Annotated in this window: 21 protein-coding genes; 5 read left to right on the top strand and 16 right to left on the bottom strand. The window is 37.0% G+C overall.

Translation table 11 applies throughout. The features are described 5' to 3' along the window. Nucleotides 1–264 precede the first annotated feature (264 nt). The 7 genes from ADJ83_RS24350 to ADJ83_RS24320 form a co-directional block, all read right to left on the bottom strand. Complete coding sequence (locus tag ADJ83_RS24350; RefSeq protein WP_231512513.1) at nucleotides 265–1194, bottom strand: ABC transporter permease subunit; 930 nt, start codon at nucleotides 1192–1194, stop codon at nucleotides 265–267. Nucleotides 1195–1407: 213 nt separating this feature from the next. Further along, nucleotides 1408–1830: a GNAT family N-acetyltransferase gene (locus ADJ83_RS24345; RefSeq protein ID WP_031536134.1), complete on the bottom strand. Its 423-nt coding sequence runs from the start codon at nucleotides 1828–1830 to the stop codon at nucleotides 1408–1410. Then, a complete protein-coding gene (locus tag ADJ83_RS24340) occupies nucleotides 1830–2927 on the bottom strand; it encodes a threonine aldolase family protein (RefSeq protein ID WP_031536132.1) in 1098 nt (365 codons plus the stop codon). Before ADJ83_RS24340 ends, ADJ83_RS24345 begins: the two co-directional genes overlap by 1 nt. Before the next feature lie 240 nt (nucleotides 2928–3167). Then, nucleotides 3168–4970 carry an ABC transporter ATP-binding protein gene (locus tag ADJ83_RS24335; protein WP_031536130.1) on the bottom strand — a complete coding sequence of 601 codons (1803 nt, stop codon included), beginning with the start codon at nucleotides 4968–4970 and terminating at the stop codon, nucleotides 3168–3170. Continuing rightward, the gene (locus ADJ83_RS24330) at nucleotides 4967–6706 is read right to left on the bottom strand and encodes an ABC transporter ATP-binding protein (protein ID WP_031536128.1); all 1740 of its coding nucleotides are present in this window, start codon (nucleotides 6704–6706) and stop codon (nucleotides 4967–4969) included. The genes ADJ83_RS24335 and ADJ83_RS24330 overlap by 4 nt, the downstream gene beginning before the upstream one ends. 187 nt (nucleotides 6707–6893) lie before the next feature. Further along, on the bottom strand, nucleotides 6894–7130 hold the full coding sequence (locus ADJ83_RS24325; RefSeq protein WP_031536126.1) for a DUF6171 family protein: 237 nt from the start codon (nucleotides 7128–7130) through the stop codon (nucleotides 6894–6896). 1 nt (nucleotide 7131) lies between these two features. After that, nucleotides 7132–8583, bottom strand: coding sequence for an alpha-N-arabinofuranosidase (locus ADJ83_RS24320; RefSeq protein ID WP_031536124.1), 1452 nt, complete (start codon nucleotides 8581–8583; stop codon nucleotides 7132–7134). 291 nt (nucleotides 8584–8874) lie between these two features. Between ADJ83_RS24320 and ADJ83_RS24315 the strand changes: the two genes are divergently transcribed. Continuing rightward, nucleotides 8875–9789 carry an ArsR/SmtB family transcription factor gene (locus ADJ83_RS24315; protein WP_031536123.1) on the top strand — a complete coding sequence of 305 codons (915 nt, stop codon included), beginning with the start codon at nucleotides 8875–8877 and terminating at the stop codon, nucleotides 9787–9789. A gap of 502 nt (nucleotides 9790–10291) precedes the next feature. Here ADJ83_RS24315 and ADJ83_RS24310 read toward each other — a convergent pair. Then, nucleotides 10292–12295 (bottom strand): beta-galactosidase, encoded by a 2004-nt coding sequence (locus ADJ83_RS24310; protein WP_048719346.1) that lies wholly within the window; start codon nucleotides 12293–12295, stop codon nucleotides 10292–10294. 115 nt (nucleotides 12296–12410) lie between these two features. Here ADJ83_RS24310 and ADJ83_RS24305 point away from each other — a divergent pair, with 115 nt between their 5' ends. Next, nucleotides 12411–13226 carry an AraC family transcriptional regulator gene (locus ADJ83_RS24305; protein WP_031536118.1) on the top strand — a complete coding sequence of 272 codons (816 nt, stop codon included), beginning with the start codon at nucleotides 12411–12413 and terminating at the stop codon, nucleotides 13224–13226. A gap of 54 nt (nucleotides 13227–13280) precedes the next feature. On the opposite strand, the gene ADJ83_RS24300 is transcribed toward ADJ83_RS24305, so the two are convergent. Further along, complete coding sequence (locus tag ADJ83_RS24300; protein WP_031536115.1) at nucleotides 13281–14219, bottom strand: magnesium transporter CorA family protein; 939 nt, start codon at nucleotides 14217–14219, stop codon at nucleotides 13281–13283. Between the two features lie 28 nt (nucleotides 14220–14247). Continuing rightward, nucleotides 14248–14376 carry a hypothetical protein gene (locus ADJ83_RS26640; protein WP_269320374.1) on the bottom strand — a complete coding sequence of 43 codons (129 nt, stop codon included), beginning with the start codon at nucleotides 14374–14376 and terminating at the stop codon, nucleotides 14248–14250. 227 nt (nucleotides 14377–14603) lie between these two features. Here ADJ83_RS26640 and ADJ83_RS24295 point away from each other — a divergent pair, with 227 nt between their 5' ends. Beyond that, entirely contained in the window at nucleotides 14604–16160 is a 1557-nt protein-coding gene (locus ADJ83_RS24295) for an AbgT family transporter (protein ID WP_048719342.1), read from the top strand. A gap of 85 nt (nucleotides 16161–16245) precedes the next feature. Continuing rightward, the gene (locus ADJ83_RS24290) at nucleotides 16246–17457 is read left to right on the top strand and encodes a M20 family metallopeptidase (protein ID WP_031536111.1); all 1212 of its coding nucleotides are present in this window, start codon (nucleotides 16246–16248) and stop codon (nucleotides 17455–17457) included. A 128-nt stretch (nucleotides 17458–17585) separates the two neighbouring features. On the opposite strand, the gene ADJ83_RS24285 is transcribed toward ADJ83_RS24290, so the two are convergent. The 4 genes from ADJ83_RS24285 to ADJ83_RS24270 all read right to left on the bottom strand — a co-directional run bounded on the left by ADJ83_RS24285 (nucleotide 17586) and on the right by ADJ83_RS24270 (nucleotide 22420). Beyond that, complete coding sequence (locus ADJ83_RS24285; protein ID WP_031536109.1) at nucleotides 17586–19364, bottom strand: helix-turn-helix domain-containing protein; 1779 nt, start codon at nucleotides 19362–19364, stop codon at nucleotides 17586–17588. Between the two features lie 132 nt (nucleotides 19365–19496). Beyond that, nucleotides 19497–20504, bottom strand: coding sequence for an SPFH domain-containing protein (locus ADJ83_RS24280; RefSeq protein WP_031536107.1), 1008 nt, complete (start codon nucleotides 20502–20504; stop codon nucleotides 19497–19499). 33 nt (nucleotides 20505–20537) lie between these two features. Continuing rightward, a complete protein-coding gene (locus ADJ83_RS24275) occupies nucleotides 20538–21395 on the bottom strand; it encodes a TPM domain-containing protein (RefSeq protein WP_048719339.1) in 858 nt (285 codons plus the stop codon). Then, nucleotides 21392–22420: a hypothetical protein gene (locus ADJ83_RS24270; protein WP_031536103.1), complete on the bottom strand. Its 1029-nt coding sequence runs from the start codon at nucleotides 22418–22420 to the stop codon at nucleotides 21392–21394. The genes ADJ83_RS24275 and ADJ83_RS24270 overlap by 4 nt, the downstream gene beginning before the upstream one ends. Before the next feature lie 288 nt (nucleotides 22421–22708). Here ADJ83_RS24270 and ADJ83_RS24265 point away from each other — a divergent pair, with 288 nt between their 5' ends. Further along, entirely contained in the window at nucleotides 22709–23227 is a 519-nt protein-coding gene (locus tag ADJ83_RS24265) for a cysteine hydrolase family protein (RefSeq protein WP_031536101.1), read from the top strand. Between the two features lie 844 nt (nucleotides 23228–24071). Here the strand turns inward: ADJ83_RS24265 and ADJ83_RS24260 are convergent. Together ADJ83_RS24260 and xylF are read right to left on the bottom strand one after the other, a co-directional pair. Then, a complete protein-coding gene (locus ADJ83_RS24260) occupies nucleotides 24072–25547 on the bottom strand; it encodes a protein adenylyltransferase SelO (RefSeq protein WP_031536099.1) in 1476 nt (491 codons plus the stop codon). A gap of 94 nt (nucleotides 25548–25641) precedes the next feature. Beyond that, nucleotides 25642–26721, bottom strand: a complete 1080-nt coding sequence (gene xylF / locus ADJ83_RS24255) for a D-xylose ABC transporter substrate-binding protein (protein WP_031536097.1) — start codon at nucleotides 26719–26721, stop codon at nucleotides 25642–25644. Between the last annotated feature and the right edge of the window lie 31 nt (nucleotides 26722–26752).

The raw sequence follows: 26752 nt of genomic DNA, 5'->3' as shown, positions 1-26752 counted from the left end.
TAGCCTCTGCCTTATGACTAGACCGAACGAAGGAATGTAGGCACATAGATGCCCAGAGACATGGGAGGGTACGTCATCATAAGCTACGCAGAGATCCATTGTGCATCGCATAATTCCCTATCACTACTTTCTATAATTATCCAGTAGTGACCGCGTAGCGTACCCGTAGGTTGGAATAATTACACATAATATATAAATTCTGTTAGGAATCGTGTCGAAAAATATTTTTTTGACACCCCAACAACGGCTCAAACCGTTGATAAATCAATATTTATAGAGGGAGGAAACGAAGGATGTAACGGTTATCTTCTCTCTCCACGATTCCTTTTTCAATTCCCGTGCTGGTTCCTTCTCCTCTTTCAATACTATTTCGCCTAACTGAAAAATAATAAAAAATGGCGTGAATATAAGCAGCAAGGAAACAGCAATCGTCATTGGTGTAAAGCTTTCTACTAGAAAATATGTAAATCCATGTATATTAAAGAGTCGTTCAATAATAAATTGACTTGATAGCAATCCCCAAATGATAATTTTCATATGATGAAAGGAAACGGGAATTATATTTCGGAGAATATGTTTCCACAAAATAGGAAAATTATGGATACCTTTACTTCTTGCAAAATTTACATACATCTTCAAATATTCTTCTTCCATCATCAAGATAAGAATTTTGAATAAAGAAACAGCAGGAATAATTGCAAGGGTTAGAATTGGCCCTAAATATGCCTTTTCTGAATAACTGGCTACTTCAAATATCTCTACCCCTGTTTGCACAAAAATAAAGATAACGAAAGATTGCAGAAGTGTCGCTATAATTATATCTGGAATCGATTCAATTAAATCTAAGATTCTTTTTATTGGCTGCAAAAGAAATTTGGGTAGAAAAAAAGAGACAAGTGATAATACAAATGCAGCAATGCTCCCTAATAACAACGCACCAAACAAAATTTCCATCGAATAAATAAACGCCGGAAATAGTATATCCAATATCGGCTTTTCATCTACTCCATTTAAGGAATATACCCATCCATCCTTCTGAAAAAATTCCTCCGATAAAAAAGATAGCAGGGTTGAAAAATATCCCTCTCCCTCTGGAAAATCCCTCATTTGAAAGTATTTTGGAAAAACGCTTAATGCGAGTATCGCCATCGTTCCAAGTAAATAATAGATGATTAATTTCGCAAATTTTCTCATAGATCCCCTTTCCTTCTTATCGCTTTCTATCTAAAAATTTATACTATTCAAATTATATGAATATATCGATTGCTAATCAACCCCATTTTTTCCAAATCAGTGTGAAGGGATAGGGAGATAAGGCTTTCTTAATCTAACATCAGTGAAATTTATGATATACCAGCAAAAATTTCCATTTATCAGCCAATCCTCTTCTTCACTATCATACTTTTTCTATTCCACTAATCTTTTCTGCAAAAAGTATTGTTTTACTCCTTCTGGAAAATGATCTAAAGTTCCAAATACTTCGTAGCCATGCTTTTGGTAAAAATCTGGTGCTTGAAAACTGAAAGTATCTAGATAAATAAATGCACATGCATTTTTCTCCGCAGCTTGTTCCATCTTCTCTAAAAGCTTGCTGCCATATCCTGCTTTCCTTACACTCTCATCCACCCATAAGAAATCAACATGCATATGATGCCAAAACATATGACCCGTAACACCAGCCACGATTGTGCCATTATCATCTCTTACAACAAAACTAATATTTTCATAGGGACTTTTCAATTTTTCTGGCAGCTGCTCCATATTATAAGCAACCAGTTTTTTTCGAATATAATCACTATCCTCTTGAACCCATTGCTGGATTATTTCCATTATTCACCGCTCCTTTTCTCGCTTATTTTTTCTGCAAGTAAACCAAACATTTTTCTGACAGTCTCTGTCGGAATTTCTTGATAAGCATCACCTAAGCTAATTTCAAAAGAACAATTATTTTCAGCTAGCTCTTTTACATAGCCACTTATACCAATTCCCATTATCTCTTGAATATCTGTCAAAATAGTCTCTACTGCTTCTTTTTCCAAATCAAAATGAACATGGAACATATTAGAAACTGGCGCAATTGGAAGTGTTTGAACCCCTTCACATCTGTTAAAAAACGCTGCTAGCTGTTTGGCAGATTCATAGTATTCAGCCATTTTATTAACTCGTTTTTCATAATAATAATCAGCAGACAAAATATATGGATACAAACTGATTAAGTCACCGCCATATCTTCGTTTCCAAACCTTTGACTGGCTTGTAAATTCTTTACTCCCAGCTAGGATTGCCCCAGCAACGCCGCCTATTCCTTTATAAAAAGACATATAAACACTATCAAACAACGCACATACCTCTGCTGCTGTTTTTTGATAATAGGGCAGCACTTCCATTAATCTAGCCCCATCAAGATGGAGCTTCATTCCATGCTCTTTGCAATAACGTGAAATCTTCTCTAATGTCTCAAAGCTTGGTAATTGACCACCAATTTCACGCTGTGGCAATTCTAACAGCACACAGGCAACGCCATTCTCCATTTCCATAATATCTTCTAATTCTATTACTCTCGTTTTATCTGCTAATAGAATTGTTTCGATTTTATGAAGCTTCTTTAATCCATCTTGCTCGTGAATTTCTAAATGACTTAATGGATGATAGGCGACTTTCCCTAAATCTTTTTCATCACACCATATTCGTAGGGCGATTTGCTGTGCCATCGTTCCACTTGGAAAAAAGACTGCTGCTTCCTTTCCGAAAAGATTGGCCATTTTTTGCTGAAAATCTCCTATTATTTTTCCTTGTCCATACATATCACTTTCTACATTTCCGTCTATTTCCTGCAATGCTTCTTTTAGTACCTGTACATTTCTTTTGCCATGATTGCCTAATTTATAGGTGGTTTTGTTATATGAATCTCTTAATGTAATTGCCATCTTACTCTCCCTACTCTCGATCAGAATATTTCGACTATATAATAACTATAGCATTTTTTAAAACTAGCAATGGATTTTTATTAGCTTTCTTGAAAATAGGAAACGGGCACTTACAGGGCGACTCTGTTACCTTTTGCTTTCCTTTTTTGACGAAATGGGCTTAAGAGGCGCTTTCTCTAAAAAATCAAACATACGCAAAGAACAGTAATCCTCATAAGAAATACTGTTCTTTGATGTTATTTAAATAGGCTGTGTTTCTTTCTGATTAACAGTTGCCTCTCCAATATCTGCTTCTCGTTTGAATAATCGTGAATATACACCGTTATTATTTTTTAATAGTTCGTTATGTGTACCTTCTTCGACTATTACCCCTTTATCTAATACGATAATACGATCTGCAGATAATACCGTAGATAGTCGGTGGGAAATGATGAAAATCGTTTGTTTCTTCGTCGTTTTTAAAACAGCTTCATTAATTTTTGCTTCTGTAATAGGATCTAGCGCTGAACTTGCTTCATCTAATACAAGGATTGGGGCATCCTTCAAAATTGCCCGCGCTAAAGATAGACGCTGTTTCTGCCCGCCTGACAGTAAGCTTCCTCTTTCTCCAACCTTTGTGTTCAACCCATCTGGAAGGGTTTCTAGTAATTCGCCTAAACCGCTCGCACGGAGAACATCATACAATTCTTTCTCTGTTGCATCTGATTTTCCAATCCGTAAATTATCTGCCAACGTGCCACTTCGCATTAGTACATCCTGTGTAACGATTGCCATTTGCGAACGAAGCCAGTCCGTATCCCATTCTCGAATCTCTCGTCCATCTACTTCAATAGAACCCTTTGTTGTGTCATATAATCGAAAGAGTAAGTCAATAATCGTTGATTTCCCAGAACCACTCGGCCCAACTAACGCTATTTTCTCTCCTGCCTTAATAGCAAAAGAAACACCTTTTAATACGCTCTCTTCTTTATCTGGATAAACGAAGGACACGTCTTTCAAGCGCACATCACCACTTGCTCTTTCTCCCCTTACCCCTTGCTTCGTTTCTGCTTCTGATACAGGTTGTGAAAGCAAGATATCTGATCTGTCTAAAGCAGGGCCTGTTCGTCTAACTGAAAGCCAATTTCTTAGGAGACGTTGCATTTCATTTGCCGCAATCGTTACTAATCCTCCTGCTGTTAACATTTGACCGCTAGTTAAATCCCCATTCCAGATAAGGAGCGTACTGATAAAATAAACAAGTCCTAATGCAAAACCATTATAGCTTGCAATCACAACTACTGATTGCATTCTTGCTTTTAATTCTCGTAGTGAATGTTTTACAAAAGAATCCCTAATGGAAACGACACTATTTACTTCACTATCGGAAACACCCATTACTCGTGATAGATGAATACCTGTAACAGATTCTCTTAATCTCTCTAAATATTTGGAAGCTTCTGCCCTAGCGTCTGCTGATGCAGCTCGCGTTCTAGCCCCTACATAGTTGGATGCCCAGTAAAACAGAATTCCAAGAACAACACTTGTGATCATTAAATAAGGGTGAATGAACAGCAATACAATACTATAAATCACTACCCCTTGAGCACTTGCCATAAAGGTTGACCCTTCCCATGCTAAAAAATTATGAAGGGTATCTGGATCATCAGAAGTTCGTGCTAATAATTCCCCAGATGAATTATTTTGATAAAACGAAAAAGGGAGTACTTGCAAATGCCCAAATAATCGTAGCTTTTGTCTATTTGTCACAGACTTCGCAGTAATATGGCAAAAGTATTCATCAATGATCATCATGCCTAAATCTAATACAGCAGATAATACCAATAGCCACATTAATCCCCATAGCCAGGTGTTATTCTCACTTGGCAAAATGGTATCAATTAGCCAGCTTAAGGCTAAAGTTGGTATTAACGCAGAAAAGACTTGGCTAATAGCAATAACTAGGGAATCGCCTATGACCCATTTTTTATAAGGCATTAAAAATTGAATAACACGTTTGCCATCACCGATTTTCTTTTGTTTGGAGATATCCAGTTTACTCATCCAATCATCTCCTTCTCCAGCTCGCTATATTGTGCTCGATATAATTGATAATACTGTCCTTTTAAAGCTAACAGTTCTTCATGTGTACCCTGTTCGGCAACCATCCCTTGATCAAGTAGCAGAATTGTATCTGCCTTTCTGACTGTAATCAATCGATGGGCAATCGTAATCGTCGTTCTTCCTGGAATTAATTGTTCTAGTGAGTCTTGAACCTTTTCTTCCGTTTCCCCATCTAAGGATGATGTAGCTTCGTCAAAAATTAACACTGGTGGCTGGCGTAAAATTGCTCTTGCAAGGGCAACCCGTTGTCTTTGTCCCCCCGAAAGCTTCAAGCCACGTTCTCCAACAACCGTTTCATACTTATCCTCCAAGGAATCAATTAGCTCTTTTAATCCTGCCGCTTCAACAGCCTGCTCCAGCTCTTCCATCGTTGCATCTGGCTTTCCATAAAGAAGATTATTGCGAAGCGTACTATTTAATAGGAAGGTTTCCTGTGAGACAACTCCAACCTGCCTGCGAAAACTATTGCGATTATAAGCAAATAAATTTTTCCCATCAATGGTCACTGAGCCTTTCTCCGGTTCATAAAGCCCTAGCAAAATTTGAATTAGTGTACTTTTTCCTCCGCCACTTGTTCCAACGATGCCGATATGCTTACCGGATTCCACAGAAACAGATACACCCTTTAGCACTTGCTTATCGCTTCCTGGATAGGAAAACCAAATATTATCTAAATCTATTTTTCCTTGAACTACACCAAAGTTCGGAAGATTTTGTTCATGCTCTTCTGGCAAATCAAAGTATTCGTATATTCTTTGCAATGCTGGAATGGCTTGTTGAATCGTTAAGGCATTTTCTGCTAAGGAACGAACGGGCTGGAACATGATTGGAATAAAGTTCAAGCAAGAAACGAGTGTTCCAACGGTAATATTCCCTTGCCAGATCGATAATCCACCAATTAGCATCACAACACCAGGAGTAGCAATATTAAATAAATTTCCTAGACGCCAATTGACTTTTCCAATTAAAGCCGCCCGAATAGAATAATTTTTCCAATTGGTCAGTTTCTTTTCCTGTGTAGCAATTTCCTCTTTTTGCGTTTGATAGGTTCTTACTAAACGAACACTTTCGATACTTTCCTGCAAATGCTGATACATGTCTGCACTCATATCTCTTTGTACCGCACTCATTTTCCGCATTGTTTTCCCTAATTTAAAGGATGGGAGAATGTAAATAGCAAATACAATGAACATCACAATCGCAGCTGGCCAGTATATCGCAAATACCGTGATAAAAGCTGCTACTGCACTAATTACTTGTTGAAGTATCCGTGGTACAACCGTATTATTTAAATTTTGTATCGATTCTACATCATGGGTTAGTCGATATAGCATATCCCCACGAGGTGTCTTTGAAAAAAAGGACATCGGCGTTCTGTGAAGTCTTTTAAATGCACGAATTTGCATATCTGTAATCACATCAAAGCCAATTTTCACCTGTACAAATTCTTGTAAAGATTCAAATAGTGCCTTCCCTAAAAATGCTGCTAATATTCCGAAAACAATCCATAAAATAAATGCTATTGCTTTGTCTCCGATTACTTCATCTACCAATTTCCCTACAAGAATTGGAGGTAAAATCGTAAATGCACCACCAATTAATGAGAAAAATAAAGCAATCAATAACTTACGCCAATATGGTTTAAAATGCTGTAAAGTAGTTCTTAATAAGTTCATTCTTTTTCCTCCCCACAAAGAGTTATTGTATTACAAATAATGAAAATATTCACTATAATTTACGAAAAAATTTCGGATTATGAAATTTATTTTTGTACATTAAAAAAGAAGGCAGCAATTGCTAACCTTCGCAAAATATTATTCCGATTTTTCAAGTGATATCTAGGATTGTTTACTATCTATAGCTCTACCACTTTCGATCTGGACAGCTCTTCTTAACTAAGCTAGCACGGAAGCGGACAAAGCATCCGCATTTCCCACATGTATGTTGATTTAGGTACTCACATTGTTCACATATGCTTAACCGCTGATCTCTTACTTCCTCCTGGGCTAAATCTATTTCGAAGGAAAGCTGTTCTTGAACAAGTGCTTCAACATCTAATCGACCAACCTGTTCCTTTATCTCGCAGCCTACACAAGCCATCTTAATTTTCCTTTGTTAGGATGCTTGCAACACTCATTGGAGGCAATGTAACTTTTAGCGTTTCTTTATCTACTAGATAACTAGTAAACTCTTTTTTTGCTACAATTTCTGGTTCTTCAAATGTATTATGTGCATCCATTACATCAGCTGTAATATATTCCGCTTTTAGGACAACAAATTCTCCATTCTTTCTAGAAAGCGTAATTTCTCTCGTTTCTGTTACATCATAGTTACATAAGGAGATCGCTACTTTGCCGTCCTTCTTGGAAGCTGTGTATGTGACATGATTAGTCTCATCGCCATAAGAGTCGACAAGCTCTGCATCCTGATGATGTTTATATAAATCGAAAACATGATAAGTAGGGGTTTTAATCATTTTTTCCCCTTCTGTTAAAATCATCGCTTGTAATACGTTCACCATTTGGGCAATATTCGCCATATGAACGCGGTCTGCATGCTTATGAAAAATATTTAGCGTAATCGCAGTAAGCATTGCATCACGAATCGTGTTTTGTTGATATAGGAAGCCTGGATTTGTTCCAGGTTCTACGTTGTACCAAGAACCCCATTCATCTACGATTAAACCAACTCGTTTTTCTGGATCGTATTTATCCATAATAGTACTATGCTTCGTGATTAACTCGTCCATATACTGTGCATGTTCTAATAAAGAATACCATTGTTCCTCTGGGAAGTTTAAGGCATTTCCTTTATCCTGCCATACTCTTGTTGGAATGGAATAATGATGTAAACTAAGTCCATCCATAAAGTTTGCGGCATTTTTCATTAATACTTCTGTCCAATTATAGTCATCTACACTTGCGCCACAGGCAATTTTATAAATATTATGTTCTCCATACTTGCGGACATATGTCTGATATCTGCGGTATAAATCCGCATAATACTCGGGACGCATATTTCCGCCACAGCCCCAATTTTCATTTCCTACTCCAAAAAACTCTACTTTCCAGGCTTCCTCTTGACCATTCTCTCTACGAAGATTTGCCATTGGCGACTCACCGTTCATCGTCATATACTCAACCCATTCTTGCATTTCCTGAACAGTTCCACTACCAACGTTACCGTTAATATATGCTTCACATTCTAACTGACGAATTAATTCAAAAAACTCGTGTGTTCCAAAGTGGTTGTTTTCTGTTACGCCACCCCAATGTGTATTGACTATTGTACTTCGATTCTCAACTGGTCCAATTCCATCCTTCCAATGATATTCATCCGCAAAGCAACCACCTGGCCAGCGAACTACTGGTACTTGAATTTCCTTTAATGCTGCCACTACATCTTTACGAATTCCATTTACATTAGGAATATCGGAATCTTTGCCAACCCATACTCCTTCATAAATGCATCGCCCTAAATGTTCTGCAAATTGTCCATAAATATGTTTACTAATTTTCGGTCCTTGTTTATCTAATAATAAATTTACTTGCATATTGTTATTCCTCCATTACTGTTTTTTTGGAAAAATGTGAACAGATAATAGGCTACTCTATGTATTAATTCCTCCTTTGCGTCTAACTCATTATCCATTGCCAGTTACATACTTCAAAGATAAACTTACGACTAAAATATATTATATTTTGTAACCGTTGTCAATAACTTAATAGTATACTATTTTAATAATTTTATCATCTTTGTTAACCATTCGGTTATGTAAAATAATTTATTTTGCCATTAATTTATTCCTGTAGTAATATAAGAATAATAAAAGGGGGAATCACACATGCAATTAGATATTTCGGAAAATTCTATCCCTGTGTACGAGGTTCTATCCAGTCCTACTCGAATCAACATTATTAAATTATTATCCAAGAAAAAAATGAATATTGGAGAACTAGCGAAGGAATTGAATATAAGTAGTGCGATAGTGAGTAGACATATTACAAAAATGAGCGATGCAGGGTTAGTAAAAACCGAAACAATCCCTGGTAAATCTGGTCTGCAAAAAGTTGTTATCTTAAAAGTAGATCGAATTGAAATACAATTTCCACAAAAGATCTACTCTGCTTATGAAAGCTATAAACAGGAAATTCCTGTTGGGCATTATTTTAATTTTGATGTTTATCCAACATGCGGACTTGCTACCACAACACATCCAATTGGCGAATACGATGATCCCAAATACTTTATGGATCCACAAAAAAATCAAGCAGCTATCCTTTGGTTTACAAAGGGATTTATTGAATATCGCATTCCATCTATTTTAAAAAAGACGGATAGGCTAGAGATGATTGATATTGTATTAGAGGCATCATCAGAATTCCCTTTTTCCAATAATGTTTGGCCATCTGACATTACGTTCTCCTTAAATGGAAAAGAGCTGTGTATGTGGACTAGCCCAGGAGACTTTTCTGATACAAGAGGTCGCTTCACCCCTGATTGGTGGCCGAATGAAACCAATCAATACGGCATCTTGCTAACAATTCGCATTACCAAGCATGGTGTTTATGCAGATGGGAAAAAATTATCAGACACTACTATTGACGAGTTTCGTGAAGAACAACGTGGAATGTGGGATTTAAAGGTAGAAATAAAAGAAGATGCCCACAATCTTGGTGGCGTTACTTTATTTGGAAAAGGGTTTGGAAATTACAATCAAGATATTAATTTTATTACTTATTACAGTAATCCTGTGTGATGGAATGGGAAACTCCTCTGTTGAAGAATAAACTGCACGGTTAATGGTTCTTTCGTTTTTGGAGAAAAGCTGTTTAGTAAAGACACTTTTTCTTTTACACTTGTAAATTCGGTTTTCATGCTTGGGATGAAAACCTTTTTTGTTTTTGGCATGAGGTTTGGTGTTCATTGGTTTGGTGAACACTACTTTTCCAGCTTTTGGCATGGATTTTGGTTTTCATCGGCTTGATGAACACCACTTTTCCCTCTCCTTTCATCAATTTTGGTTTTCATCGACTGGATGAACTCCACTTTTTCCTCTCCTGTCATCAATTTTGGTTTTCATCGACTGGATGAACTCCATTTTTCCCTCTCCTGTCATCATTTTTGGTTTTCATCTCCTCCATAAACACCACTTTTCCCGCTTCCCCAAAGCTCCCGGCCTTCATCCAGGATCAATCACCAATCTCCCCCTCTAAACCTCCAAAGCAAAAAGCTGCACCAACATCGGTGCAGCAAAATTATTATTTCAATAAAAGCACAGCAAATTGCTCTAGCTCTAGTGCTTCTTTTACTACTTCTCCGGTTAATAGATTTAGTTTGCCAACAAGCTCTTCTGGCAATTTCTGTATCTTTGGATGTTGATTAATAACAAAATAATAGGAGGAATCTGCTGTGTCTCTTTTCGTAATTTCTAGACCTTTTCCGTTCGTGCAGATTGGTTTTACAGTCGTTTCTGCTATCACTTGATCGAATAAATGGGCAATGCCCTCTTGCTCTACTTGTGTGCCAACATACCAGACATTCCCTTTCCCATACGAATTTTTCGTAATTGCTGGAGTATCACTGTAGAAATCCTCTTTATAGGTGGCAATGGCCTCTGCACCTTCGAGATGAATAATGTCACATAGCAACGTACAGGTATATGCATTTCCATCATTAAATGCAACGGCATTTTTTTGCTCTGGCGCTAATGCATCTATTTCTTCTACCCATATTCCAGCTATTTTGCGCAATGGTCCTGGGTATCCTCCTAGGTATACATTATCTGATTCATTCACAATACCGCTCATAAAGGTAGTGACAAACTGTCCTCCATTTTCAACAAACGCTGTAATGCGCTCTGCCAAGCCTGCTTTCATCATATAAAGAACTGGGGCTACCACCACATCATATTTAGAGAGATCACTATCGACCGAAATCATATCGACTAGAATATTTTCATTATAAAAATATTGATAGTACTGATGGATTTGGTCTACATAGGTTAAATCTTTATTTGGTCCACTCGTATACTCCAGCGCCCAATAATTTTCCCAGTCAAACATGCTGCCGACTTTACTTTTTATTGTTGATCCTAGAATTTCCTCTAATTGCTGTAGTTCTTTTCCAAGCTCCATCACTTCTCGAAACACTCGTGTATTTTCATGTCCAACATGTTCAATGACAGCACCATGAAATTTTTCACATGCCCCTACTGAACGGCGTAGCTGGAAAAATTGGATGGTGTCAGCTCCATGGGCAATTGTCTGGTAGCTTTGCGCACGCATTTTCCCTGGTCTTTTTAAGGAATTATAAGGCTGCCAGTTTTGTTGACTTGGGGTTTGTTCCATTAGCATAAATGGTTGCCCATCTTTAAGCCCGCGCATCAAATCATGGCACATCGCTGTATAGCTTAATGGTGTATTATAGCTTGGATAATTGTCCCAGGAAACAATGTCCATCTCTTTTGCCCATTTAAAGTAATCTAAATTTTTGTAAGTACCCATTAAATTTGTAGTGATTGGCGTTTCAGTATCGTATTTCCGAATCGAATCTCGTTCCATCTTGAAATTTTCCAGCATGCTATCCGAGTTGAAACGGCGATAATCTATAGATATTCCTGCAAAAGCGGTTTTATCGCTGCCAATTCCTTCACTTAGTGCATTCGGCAATACTACTTCATCCCATTCATAAATAGTATGACCCCAGAATTCTAAGTTCCATGCTTTGTTTAGTGCTTCAATCGTTTTATAGCGATTTTTTAGCCATACACGAAAGGCCTTCTCACAGTTTTCGCAATAGCACTCGCCCCCATACTCATTATTAATATGCCAACAGGTTACATGGGGATTGCTTCCATATCTTTCTGCAAGTTTTCCTGCCAATTTGCTAGCAAACTTCTGATAAACAAGACTGTTCGGACAAGCATTATGTCTTTGTCCAAACTTATGATGTCTTCCTTCATAATCGGTTCGCGCCACTTCAGGATATCTTTTTACCATCCATGCAGGCAAAGAAGCAGTAGAAGTAGCGAGAATAATGTCATACCTATCCTTACTTAGCATTTCTATGATTTCGTCTAGCTCATCAAAATAATATACTTCTTCCGAAGGCTGAATTTTTGCCCATGAAAAAACATTGATTGTTGCCGAATTAATTCCTGCCTTTTTAAAAATGCGCATATCCTCTTCCCAGATATCCTTTGGCCACTGATTCGGATTATAATCTCCTCCATACAAAAAACGATTAAACAATTTTTTCTCCATATTTCATCCCTCCGCACTTTTTATACATTCATTATAGAAAGGCAAATGGAGAAAAAGTATAATAAGAGTAACTAGTTTATATAAAATTATGAAACTATTGTAAGGGGATACATAAATGGAAGTATATTTTAATTTACTAGATCATTTCAATCCTTTTTCCATTGAAAGCATTGGGTATATGTGGGAACAACCAATGGTCTTAAGAGAAGAGGGATATCCTTACTATCACTGGCTACAAACAGCAGAAGGATTAGGGGAAGTAACGATTGCAAATGAAAAAATCCAATTGCATCCTCAAGAAGGGATACTTATCGCACCATTTGTTCCCCACTTTTATGAATCGATTTCAGCAAAAGGATGGCGCACAAACTTTATGACAATTAACGGTACTTTTTCCGCAAGTATAGCCGAGATACTTGGTACTTCCTCTTACTATCTAGCAAATGACTGTCCTGATTTTTCCTATAGTGATTGGACGCAGAGGATGTTATCACATATAAAAAACGAAAACAAAAACTCTGTACAGCAAAAGCTTTCCGTTGACGTGTATAACTTCTTACTAAATATCCGGGATCATGGTTTACACAGAACGTTTCAAAAGAATGATTTATATCATCAATATATCTCCCCTACTATCGAATGGATTGAAACAAACTATGGAGAAAAATGTGATATTTCCGATATAGCAGGAAGGCTCTTTATATCGCCACAGTATTTGAACAAGCTTTTTAGACGATTTGTTGGCATTTCCGTCTATCAATATGTACTTGCTTATCGAATCAAAAAGGCTAAAGAAATTTTAGTTACAAAAAGAGATGTAAAAATAAAAGACATTACCTTTCTAACTGGATTCAATGATACAAGTCACTTTGTTGCCACCTTTAAAAAAGAAACAGGATATACTCCTAAAGAATTCCGCTCCTTTTATTAGAAAACTCCTCCACTTCAAAATGGAGGAGTTAGAGACAACGAGCAGGCCCCTTTATTAAAAAAACCGCTTCTTCCAAAAGATCAAAGCAGTTACGCCTGATAATAGGAAGGAAATCATAATCGCAATTGTAAAAGAATATGGTACATCTTGATATGGAATATGAACATTCATTCCATAAAAGCTTGCAACCATTGTTGGTAATGACAAAATAATCGTGAAAGATGTTAAGAATTTCATGACAATATTGACATTATTTGAAATAACAGAAGCAAAAGCGTCCATCATCCCACTTAAAATAGACATATGGGTTTCAGCCATCTCAATTGCCTGCTGATTCTCAATAATTACATCTTCTAGCAATTCTTGATCATCTTCATACATTTTCAAATAATTGCTTTTGAGCATTTTTTGCATGACAATATTATTTGATTTTAAGGAAGTGGTAAAATACACCAAGCTTTTTTCGATATTAAGCAAGGAAAATAGCTCTTTGTTTTTCATAGATTGGTGAAGTTCTTTTTCAATAGTATCTGTCTTCTTGCTAATTTGCTTTAAATATTTTAAATAGGCAGTTGCCATACAGTATAATATTTGCAGGGAGAATCGTGTCTTTTTATACGTAAAAAAGCTCTTCATTCTGCCTTCAGAAAACTGGTAAAATATCGGATTATCCTTTAAGCAAACCGTAATAAAGCAATTCTTGGCAATAATCATACCTAATGGGATTGTGTCATAAATAGGCATACTTTTCTCATCAAAGGAAACAAGGGGGAGATTCACGATAATTAAGACATTTTCCCCATCCTTTTCAATTCTTGAACGCTCTTCTTCATCCAAGGGATCTTTCATAAACGCTAATGGAATGTCTAAACCGGTAGCAATTTCTGTAATTTCTGCTTCTGTTGGTGCAATTAAATTAATCCAGCAGCCATCCATCATGCTATCCGTTTCTTTCAGCATTCCTTCTTCAGTAGAAATATAAATTTTTCTCATGTTCTTACCTCCTCTTGTTTAGAGGAAGTCAAAATGCTCTGCCAAATAAAGTTGAATCTTTATCAGCATTCAAACTTCTAAAGGAAGGGTTATTCATGACTCCCTCTTTCATGGCCGTGGGTTCCGGATCAGGTTCCATACACATTCGAGTACTCATAAAAATTCAACTCCTTGCTAGTAATCTTTAAACCTATTACATACTACTTTATATTTTATTTATTGTAAACCGTAAAGGTGCATCTTTCCTAAGCCTCTATCCGACCACCTCTTTGTATTTGAACACAAAAATAAGGAAGAAATTTAGAATTTATTCCATAGATTATTTTCTTAAATATTCGTATAATTTTAAAAAATCCAAAAACACTTCACAACACGGAGGTACATATGAGCGAACTTGCAAAAAAACATCCAAACTATGCCGAACCAACACCGCCTAGTAAAACAAAACTAGTGGACAAGTTTTTAAACATCATTGAACGTGCAGGTAATAAGTTACCTGATCCTATTACCTTGTTTGTCATCATGTCAGCCATTATTTTAGTCGCTTCTTATTTACTATCTTTAATTGGTGTCTCTGCTACTAATCCTAGCTCAGGCGAGACTATTGAAGTAGTTAATTTACTGAATCGAGAAGGTATTATTCAAATCTTAACAAGTATGGTGAGCAACTTTACTTCCTTCCCTCCATTTGGACTAGTATTAGTCATTATGCTAGGGGTTGGTCTTGCAGAAACGACAGGTCTTATTCAAACGGTTATGAAAAGAACGGTGTTAAGTGCACCAAAAAAATTAATCCTTCCTGTTATTGTTTTAACAGGAGTCCTTGGCAATATTGCAGCAGATGCGGCATTTATCGTGTTCCCACCAATTGCAGCGCTTATTTTTATGAGTGTGGGAAGAAGTCCTATTGTGGGTCTTATTGCCACTTATGCAGCTATTGCTGGTGGCTATAGTGCAAATCTGATTCTTAATTCTTTAGATGTATTAGTAGCCGGTATTACAGAACAAGCTGCAAAAACGGTAGATCCTAATTATGTTGGAAATCCTACGATGAATTATTATTTCTTAATCATTTCTACCTTTTTATTAGTTGCTGTCACTACTTGGGTTACCGTAAAATTTGTGGAACCTCGCTTTGGTAAATACACAGGTGTAGTACAACAACTAGAGCAAGTAACTGCAAATGAAAAAAGAGGATTACGTTTTGCCGGTATTACCTTAATCATCTATTTAGCTGTCATTTTATTAATGGTTATTCCAAGAAATGGTTGGCTACGCGATTTAGAGACAGGCTCTGTTATTAACTCGCCATTTATGTCCTCAATCGTTCCACTCATGCTATTTTTCTTTTTATTACCTGCTTTAGCATATGGTATTGGCTCTAAAACGGTTAAAAGTGATAAAGATATTGCGGAAAAACTATTTAAATCCATTGCAGACTTAGCTCCGTTTATCGTGCTAGCTTTTGTCGCTGCACAAATGATTGCTTACTTTAGCTGGAGCAATATTGGTCCGATTCTTGCGATTAAAGGTGCAGAATTGCTTCAAGCGATGAACTTTACTGGTCTGCCAATGATTATTGGTTTCATCATTATTTGTTCGTTTATTAATCTATTAATTGCCAGCGCATCTGCAAAATGGGCATTACTATCTACAATCTTTGTTCCGATGTTTATGTATTTAGGCTATAGCCCAGCATTAACGCAAATGGCTTATCGAATTGGAGATTCTATCACAAATCCAATCACACCAATGCTTGCCTACTTTGCGATCCTTTTAGCTTTTGCTAGAAAACACGATAAGTCGATTGGGATTGGAACTCTAATATCAGCATTGCTTCCTTATTCTATCTTCTTTGCGATTAGTTGGATTTTATTGTTCTCAGTCTGGTATTTATGTGGACTTCCATTAGGACCAGGAGACCCTATCTTCTTAAAATAATTTAGACATTCACCATGTGCAACCTGAAATTTAGGTTGCCATGCTACATATAATTTTAAAAAAATGGAAATGAGGGGTAAGTAACATGGAAGCTTTATTTTCACTCTTAAAAGAATACGAACAGGAGATGATTGAAATTCGTCGTCATCTTCACGAACATCCAGAATTATCCTATCACGAAGTATATACACCTGCTTATATTGCAGAATATCATCAAAAATTAGGGCATGAAGTTAGAACTGGCGTTGGTGGTCGCGGTGTAGTTGCTACACTAAGAGGGAACAAACCAGGTAAAACAGTTGCATTACGGGCAGACTTTGACGCACTTGCCATCCAGGAAGAAAATGATATTCCTTATAAATCTAAAGTAGATGGGGTCATGCATGCATGTGGCCATGACGGTCATACTGCTACTTTATTAGTATTAGCAAAAGCATTAAACAAGCTGCAGGCAGACTTCGAAGGAACCATTGTCTTTATTCATCAATTTGCGGAAGAGCTATCTCCAGGTGGTGCGATTGCAATGATTGAGGATGGATGTTTAGAAGGGGTGGATGTTATTTTCGGTACCCATCTATGGGCAACAGAACCACTTGGAAATATTATGATTAACGCAGGTCCTATTATGGCAGCTGCCGACCAATTCGATATTACCATTCAAGGAAAGGGCGGCCACGGATCCGAGCCACATATGACGAAAGACGCGATTATGATTGGTGCCCAATTTATTACAAATGTACAGCAAATTGTTTCAAGAAGAGTAAATCCATTACACCCTGCTGTTGTTTCTATTGGTAGCTTTGAAGCGCAGAATCCCTTTAATGTTATTGCTGATACTGTAAAATTAAGCGGAACAGCGCGAACATTCCACGATGAAGCTCGTGACTTAATCGAGAAGGAAATTGGAAATGTCATCAAGGCATCCTGTGAGATGGTTGATGCAACTTATGATTATCGTTTTAAACGTGGCTATCCTGCTGTTGTGAACCATCAAGAAGAAACAGACTTTATTATCAAGCATGCAGAACAAATAGAAGAAGTGCAACAAGTAAGAATTTGTGATCCACTTATGGGCGGAGAAGATTTCGCATACTACTTACAGCATGTAAAAGGCGCCTTCTTCTTTACAGGTGCCATGGATCCTAATTGGAAAGAAGTATATCCACATCATCATCCTAGATTCAATATTGATGAGCGGTCACTTTTAATCGCAGCCAAGACACTAGGAACTGCAGCATTACACTATTTAAAGAATGAGTCTGTCGAAATTAAACAAGAAAGCTTGATTAACGAATAAAAGGAAAAAGAAGCTGGGACATATGTATTTTAGCCAAAGACAAAGCCAAACAATTACACGAAAGTTTTCGTATGATTGTTTGGCTTTTCAATAGCTTTTTAAGAGGAATGTTTCCGTAATGCTGTTTGTTAATACTCTTCATTCCCCATCGTTCCTTGTTCTTGTCGTTCATACAAAAACAATGCTACCTTTAAATTAGTTAAGTGGTCTAGATTATCAAAGTCACAGTTCAATTTTTCCTGAATTTGTTGAATTCGATAGTAGACCGTATTTTGGTGAAGATGCATTATTTCAGCTGTTTTTGAGACATTTTTATTCGAATATAAGTAGCTTTGTAAGGTACTCAACCATTCATTTTTTGTTCGATTATTTACTTGGGAAAGAATAGGTCCCAAAATATTTTCTACAAAGTATTCTGCTTCTTCTTCTGGTACATTAAATAAGTAGCGCTTATAGCCAAGAGCTTGAAAGTCAAACACCGATTCCTCTTTTTGAATGGGATCCATCTCTTTCTCTAATAATTCAGCATCTTTATAGGAGATGGGGAGGTGACGCATCGAGTAAACCGGACGGCCAATATAAACGAGTATATCCTTATAGCTCGCTTGTAATCGTTCTATATATTGTCTAACAACTTGAACATTCCCCGAATCTTCCTTCTTTGCGCCTAACAGCAGAAATAGTTTATTTCGATTTGGGAAAATCATCACTGAAAATTCTTTTTTGAATACTTGCCGCATCCCTTCCTCTAGCAAATGAAACTGCGTTAGTTCTTCAAAAGAATGCTGCTTGCTTTTGATTACAAGAAAGACAAAGTACTTGGAAGGAATCATCTCCTGTTTTTTTAAATAGCCTTGAACCTCTGTAGTTAAATTCAAGTTTAAAATATCTTTTAATAAAGCTTCCTTTTCCGCTTGTCTGCTCTTTAATTGTTCTTGGAGCTTTATTTGCTCAATCGCAATAATAGAAGCAGCATGCTGAAAGGAAAGCTCTCCCACAATATCGAGTGGAACGCTTTTTCCTGTAATCACTAAATAACCAATTGTTCCAAATGAAGATTGCACAGATAATGCCTGTCCAAACAACTCCTCCCTTTTATATATTTTCTGTAGCTGCTGGATTTGCAGGACTTTCCGATTTTCCCTAAGCCAGTCGCTTAAAAATGAAACATCGCCGCTAGAGGTTGGATGAGATATATCAAGCCGACCTAATGAATCAAAATAATAAATGCAATCATTTGGATTTCGGGCAAGACTTTTTACAAGTGATTGCATCCCGTTTCCTTCTAGCACTGTCTCATTTAATTGATTATGCAGTTTAAGAATTGTTTCTAACTGTAGAGCTCTTTGTTGTTTTTCATAAAAAGCACGTGCATTTACAATAGAGATGGCTATTTGACTCCCGATTGCTTCTAGAAATCGTAAATCCTCTTCTGTGAAAAAGCCTTCATTTTTAAAGTTATCAATCGTAAGAACGCCAATTTTTTGCTGCTGATAAACAAGCAACACAGACATACAGCTAACTGGCATTAAAGCATGAACCGTCGATTTCAGATAATATTGAAGTGTCTTATTCCGCATATTGGACATTGCTTTTTCAATTTCGTCGATTGTATTGATTAACATGCTTCTACCTTCTGCAAAAACGGTTCCGCTAATCCCTTCTCCTTCTAGCAGCTTATTTTGCAAATAAATATCTTCCTTAAAATTAACGGCAGCCTCAATTTCCAAATACTGATTTTCCTCATTCCAAAGCAATAAAAATCCTGCATCTGCCTTATCAATAGCGCCAATAACGTCTTCGATAATTTGCTGAATCAATTCCTTTAGACTATCATTTGTCGTAATATTTTTCGATACTTGTATAAATGTGTTTAATCGTCGCTCCATATTATTCTCGTTGCTCATTTACTTCCCTCTTTAATACAAATTATTTATTAAGATATTAGTATTATCCCCTTAAATTTATTTTTTGTTAAGAACATTCACGCAAAAAAACAGGACGGCTCGCTAACGAGTAGAACCGTCCTGTATCCATTTTTATACTAACTTATGTCCACAATTGGAGCAAAAATTCCCTTCCCCTGTTTTCGTCCCACAATTTGGACAGAAATTCGGTCGCTGCTTTTTCTCCTGACTCTGTGGTGCTGGTTCCGATGCTGGTTCCGATGCTGGTTGTTGATTTTGCTGCTGATTTTGATTTTGCTTATTCATTTTATCCATCATTTGATTAGCCATATTCATGCCCATCATCATTCCAGCCATGTCAGATGCCGTTCCACCACCAGAATTTTTCCCACTAGACATGCTATCTATCATGGAGATTTGTTGATATTTATCAATATTGCCAACCATTCCATGGGATGCATTTTTATTAATCATATCCTGTACTTCCTTCGGATAGCTAAAGCTCATGATTTGGAAGCCTGTGATAGAAAGTCCGCTTTCGGCCATTTGACTATCTAAATCTTCTCTTATGCCTTTAGCAATTTCAAAGGCATTTGCCTGCAGATTAAACATATCCTTTCCTTCTGTGACAATCCATTTCATAAGAAGCTGATCTAGAACGGAGATAATGCGTATTTTTACATCTTCCACTAAATACTGGTTCTTAATTCCTGCGATTTTATCAATTAAAGAAATATAATCATTTACTTTAAATTGAAAGGTTCCGTTCGCTCGAATTGGCATTCCTCCAGGAAGTCCAGTTGCTGGTATATTTATCGCATTTTTTGTACCCCATTTAACCGTAAATTCCTTTGTATTGACAAATAGCACCTCTACACGCATTCCGCTGTTAAATCCAAATTTGAAACCTTTTAAAGTTGATAAAAATGGGACGATTTGTGACTCAATATCATACTCTCCATCTTCTTGGAATGCTCCCTCTATACTGCCATTGTTTAAAAAGATAGCGTCTTGCCCTGGGCGAATAATTAATTTACTGCCCTTCTTAATTTCACGGTTTTTCCATTTATAGAAGATCATATCTTCTCTGAATTCTTCCCATTCCACAACATTTGCAAATTGATTGCGAAAAAATGACATCGTTCTATCCCCTTTCATTATTCAAATAACTGTTTAGAATTTCCCTCTACTTCCACTATGGGAGTGACCACCACCAGTAATCCCTCCACCACCACCTGAATTATTTTGTGGCTTTCGTTGTTTTGTCACTGTTTTTCGAATAAAGCGATCATGTCTATTTATAATCTTTGAATTTCGTTTATCCATATACGTATTGCCATTTACCGTTACTTTTCCGCCTGATCGGAAGACCATAATACTCACTACAATTCCCGCAAGCACAATAGAAACAATCAATTGGAAGCCCCAATGAGAAAGAAGTCCTAGCATCCCATTTGAACTATTTCCTTCGATATATTCATTTCGAGAGTCAGCAATTCCACTGTAATCATAATCATTTTCTAAATTTGCTGGATCATCAACCAAATAATAGGCTGATTCATGCATAAAGGTTGAGAACGCCTCAAAATAGTCACCTTCAGATAAAGCTGGCGTTATTTGTTCCCGAATATAATCTAAAGTAGCATTATCCAAATTATCTTCTGCCTTTTTAAAGCCGGCCAAATAAATATCCCTTTGTTCCATGTCAATTGCCAAAATAGCTGTATTTCCAAAAGGCTGATCATAGCCAGGTGCCTCATCATCATAATAATCCTCAACGTATTTCTTGATGTCTTTTCCATCTATACCATCTAATGTTAGTACCAATAATGCCGTTTCCGTTTCTTCCCCTAATTCCACTGCCAAGCTTTCTAGTTCTGTTCTTTCCGTATCTGTTAAAAGCATTGCTTGATCAAAAACAAATTGCTTTTGGTTTTCTGAAGCCGCCTTTACTGTCATACCAGAAAAAATGGACATTATTGCCAAGGCAATAAAAAGGAAACTACTATACTTGATTAACAACTTTCTCAAAAGAAGCCACCTCCCATAAAGAAGGAGACACATTTTAATGCTAGGAAGGAACTAGCGGCAATTCCACTAAACCATAATGCCACTTTTCCTTTACTAATTGGCGGTTTTCCTACTACTTTTCCTGTTTGCCCATTCATCGCAAAAATATGCTCTTGGTTTTCATAATCATAGCTTACCATCCATACAGGAAGTAACACATAGTCACTTCGCACCGCTCTCGTATCAATATTTTTATCTCGATAATGAATCGAATGATATCCAGCGAAAGTGGAGTGCACAAAGGAATCAACATAATCACTAATTTTATCTTTTGCTCTCGGCAATAACGCTGAATCTGTATAATTATATTTTTCCGATATAAAGCCAGCAAGATAAGGTGTTTTAAAATCTTTTAGCTGTTCATAAGGAAAAGGCTCTAATTTATCCATTAGCTCGTCATTCATTTTTTCAGAAGCATCTACTGGAATTTTCACATAATCTAAATTTATTTTCCGATAAGCTTCATAATACTTCGTTTCCGTATAAATATAATCCCCACTTGTATAAGTCCGAACCTTCGTACATGATGCTGTTACATCCACATCACTATTTAAATCATAAAGCCAAAATGGAACGTACATACCTGTAATGCTTTTTATCCGATCTGCACTCATAAATCCTTTTGGTGTTAGAAGTCCTTTTCTGCACCATTTTCGAAAGGCTATGATGGCCTCTTCTTTACTGATGGTAAAAGGAATTACTTTTTTAGGGGCAAGCACACCTGCCAACCGATCGGCGATCACTATTCCCGCACCACAAAAACTACAATTGGTTGCCGTAGTATCTGCTTCTGTTAATAACACTGCACCACAGTTGTCACAATGGTACTCCTTTACTTCATTTTCTTCAAATGATGCAGACATTAAATTGTCTGGATAGTTTTCAATATTCTCTTCATTTCCGCAGCTAGGGCAAGATAAACTGCCAGTATCTGCATTAAAGCTCATGTCTCCCCCACAATTTGGACATTTATAATGAAGGATCAAGTTAATCACCTCAATTTATTTATCTATCAATATACTAATAATAACTTAATTATCCTCTTACTGCTTTCCTACCCTTGAAAAAGGATGATATATACATATACTGATTGGATGTAGAAAAAGTTTCATTTTCCTATTCTCTCCTTAGAATCAAAGCCCATCACTTCATATTCTAATTTTCATAAAGAACTGGCATAATAAGGAGAAAAGGAGACAAAAAGCGAACGTTAGATGTGGTGTATCACAATAAACAATTAGGTACTTTCGAAACTTATATATAGGGGGAAAAGAATGAAAAAAGCACTTTTGATTATTGATGTCCAAAATGGCATGTTTCAAAAAGGGAATGTCGTACATAATGGCGAGCAATTACTTCGTCGTATCAAATCTTTACTGGATCAAGCACGCTTCACAAAAACACCTGTCTTTTACATACAGCATCAATCAGCAATTGGTAAACCGCTGGAATATGGTACACATGGTTGGGAAATCCATCCCGAAATCGCTCCAGAAAAGGAGGATATTATCATTCAGAAAACAACGCCAGATGCATTTTTTCACACTTATTTAGAGCAAGAGTTAAATCAATTAGAAATTGAGCAATTAATTATTACTGGCATCCAAACAGAAGCCTGTGTCGATACGACTTGTAGAGGTGCTTTTAGTAAGCATTATAAGATTACGCTTGTTTCTGATGCACATAGTACTTGGGATACTAATTTGTTAACAGCCGAGCAAATTATTGGGCATCATAATGAAGTTCTACGTTGGTTTGCAGATGTATATCCTTGCTCGAAGATAAGTTTTTAGGCGCTATTGCCAGGAGAAAAAGGTTAACTTAGAAGTCTTTTTTTAGCGTATATTTCTACTTGAAATAAACTCCTGTTAATGTTGATGTCACAGTATTATCAGGTTGTACTTTATATTATTTTCAGCTTAACAAGCTACTTTTCGTACAGCATTTTTTACTTTTTGATTATATCGGCTTTAAGATGTAAGATGCCTTCTCTGTTACCTTTTGTTGTTGGTATTCTTGGGTTGGGGCTCAAAGGGCGATTCTCTGTTACCTTTAAAGGGTTCCTTTTTGAGGTACTTTTCTTTAAATGTGTGTCGATTTGACAGTGGCATTGGCAGCGTTATTGGTATATAAAACCCCACTTACTATTGGTACAGTTCACCGTCATGCATTAAAATAAGGATTTCTTAGACTCACTCCCTTTTAAACAAGACGTTTTGTCCTGAATCAAGTAATCGGCAAAAGGGAAATAAGCGGAAGTTTTCCGGTTAAACGCAGAATAGAGCTTTTTTCGGGGTAAATAAGGGGATTTTTTCCGATTATGCAAAGCAAACTCTCCCTTTTTCGCATTTTTCGAGTCAATAGGCGGAATCTCTCCGTCTATTTAAGCCTTTTTTAATAATAATTACTAAATAAGCGAAATTTTTCCGTCTATTTTTCAACCCAGATGCTTTCCCTTATACCCCAACCGACAAGTGCGGACCCTCTCGAACCCTTGATACACAAAACAGCACTGCAAATGACAGAAGATTAGACATCTTTAACAGTCCCTAAATCATATTGCCGTTAACAAAAAAGCGGACCGCAAATTGCCTTTTTCAGCATTTACTGAAGGACTTTATATTTATTGCATTTAACTCATGTACCACAATAGGTTTTAAAAGCTGGATTCACCTTTTGCGGGGCTATGCCGTATTCTATTTGTTCTTTTGTATAAGCATATGGATTAGAAAGCATTTGCAATAATTCTTCCATTACACTTAAATCCCCGTCTTCTGCAGCATCAAGAGCTGCTTCTACAAGGTGATTACGAGGAATGACGACTGGATTATGCTTTTTCATTTTTTCACGTGCGCCTACTTCCCCACCTTCTTGGCTCTCTATTCTTTCCTTCCAAGCCTTGTGCCAATCAATAAATGCTTGATTTTTACTTAGCTCCAATTTATCTACTTCCCCTAATGCTAAAAAGCGGAAAGTATCTGTAAAGTCAGCTCGATTATTTTGCATGATGCCAAGGAGCTTCTCAATTAGTTCTGCATCTTGTTCTTCTTCTTTGGCTTGTAATCCTAGCTTTCCTCTCATGCCATCAAGCCAATGCTCTTGATAATACGTATTAAATGCATATAATTCATTTTGGGCTAGTTCCACTGCTTTTTCCACATTATCATGCAGTAATGGCAACAAGGCTTCCGCAAACCTCGCCAGGTTCCAGCCAGCGATTTTCGGCTGATTTCCATATGCATAACGCCCTTGGACATCGATGGAACTAAACACCGTCTCTAGATGAAAGGTATCCATAAATGCACAAGGACCATAGTCAATCGTCTCTCCGCTGATTGTCATATTATCCGTATTCATAACACCATGGATGAATCCTACCAACTGCCACTTTGCAATTAAGGTAGCTTGACGTTTAATCACCTCTTTAAACATTGCTAAATAGTGATTTCCATCTTTCTCAATCGTTGGAAAGTGGCGGTCAATCGCATAATCTGCAAGGGCTTTTAGTTCCTTCTTCGAATCAAGGGAAGCTGCATATTGAAAGGTCCCTACGCGCAGATGGCTTGCTGCAACTCTCGTTAAAATTGCTCCTGGCAAATCTGTTTCACGAACAATCTTTTCTCCAGTTGCCACGACTGCAAGACTTCTTGTTGTTGGAATACCAAGTCCATGCATTGCTTCACTTATAATATACTCTCTCAGCATTGGCTTAAGAGTAGCTCGCCCATCTCCTCCGCGAGAATACGGAGTGCGGCCAGAACCTTTTAATTGAACATCAACTCTATCACCTGTCGGCGTAATATGCTCACCGATCAACATTGCCCTTCCATCTCCAAGCATCGTTGGATGGCCGAATTGATGCCCTGCATACGCTTGTGCAAGAGGAAAGCCTCCTTCCGGAATCTCATTACCACTTAATACTTGTATCACCTCTGGGCTTTGCAATTGTTCCGTATTTAATCCTAATGTCTTTGCCAAATCGTAATTTAGCTTCACCAAGCTTGGCGAACTGACTGGATTTACCGTCATTTCAGAATAAAAAACACCTGGAAGACGAGCATAGCTGTTATCAAAATTCCAGCCAGCATTTATTTTCATTTCACTATTACTCATATTAGCTCCCTTCCAATCGTTATTTGGATATTTTCTATTATACCCTCTTCATCATATGGAACATGCAATAACCTCTAAATAGGTACGAAATCGTTTATTTTTTATACACTTCTTCTTTTGAATGAAAATCATCTTTTATGATTGTTTCTTCCATATTTTCTTTTGTTACAGCAACTGGTGAAAGCAAGATAGTCGGAACCTCTATTTTCCCATTATTCACCTTATTCTCCACAGGGATCATTTCTCCATTTGCCATCCGAACAGCAATTTGAGCTACTTCTTCAGCTAATGCTTTAATTGGCTTATATACAGTCATCGTTTGAGTTCCTTGGATTATCCGTTGTGCTGCTGGAAGATCGCCATCTTGTCCAGCAACAGGAATTTTCCCTTCTAGTCCATATTTTTTAAGTGCTTTAATGGCACTTCCAGCAGTTGCGTCATTTGCCGCGATAACAGCATCTATTTTATTGTCATTTGCTTTTAAAGCCTCTTCCATGTTACTGTATGCATATTCTGGATTCCAGTTTTTTGACCATTGATCATACACTACGGTAATATCACCTCTATCTATAAAAGGTTGTAAAACTTGAAATACGCCTCTTTTAATAAGATGGGCATTATTATCCGTATCTGCTCCTCCAATGTATACATACTTCCCTTTTGGCACTAATTTTGTAATTGCTTCCGCCTGCAATGTTCCAACCATTTCATTATCAAAGGAAATATATAAATCGACTTCGGCATTTTTTATTAATCGATCATACGAGAGAACCTTTATTCCAGACGAATGAGCTTTGTTCACAATAGTTGCCATTGCTTCTGCATTATGTGGGACTACGACTAATAAATCGACCCCTTTGCTTATTAACGTCTCTGCCTGTAAAATTTGCAAAGCGTCATCACCATTCGCAGCAACGCTTTCTACTTCTGCACCTAGCTCTTCCACTGCTTCTTTAAATAAATCTCTGTCTCTTTGCCATCTGTCTTCTTTCAAGGTATCCATTGAAAATCCTATTTTAAGCTTTTTAGTCTCTTCTTTTGCTTCTATTGTTTTGGAAGTAGCCTTAGACGGCAAATACCCTTCCTGTTTTCCTTGTTCCTTATAACAGCCAGCAAAAATACCTGTTAAGCATAGTAACAGAATGAACAATGTTTGTTTTCCTATCCGTCTCATCCAACTCTCTCCTATTTTAATCACTTTAGCT

The sequence above is a fragment of the Bacillus sp. 522_BSPC genome (assembly GCF_001076885.1).
Taxonomy (GTDB): domain Bacteria; phylum Bacillota; class Bacilli; order Bacillales; family Cytobacillaceae; genus Niallia; species Niallia hominis.
The sequence above is the reverse complement of the archived record's forward strand: the minus strand, read 5'-3'. Positions and strand labels throughout refer to the sequence as shown.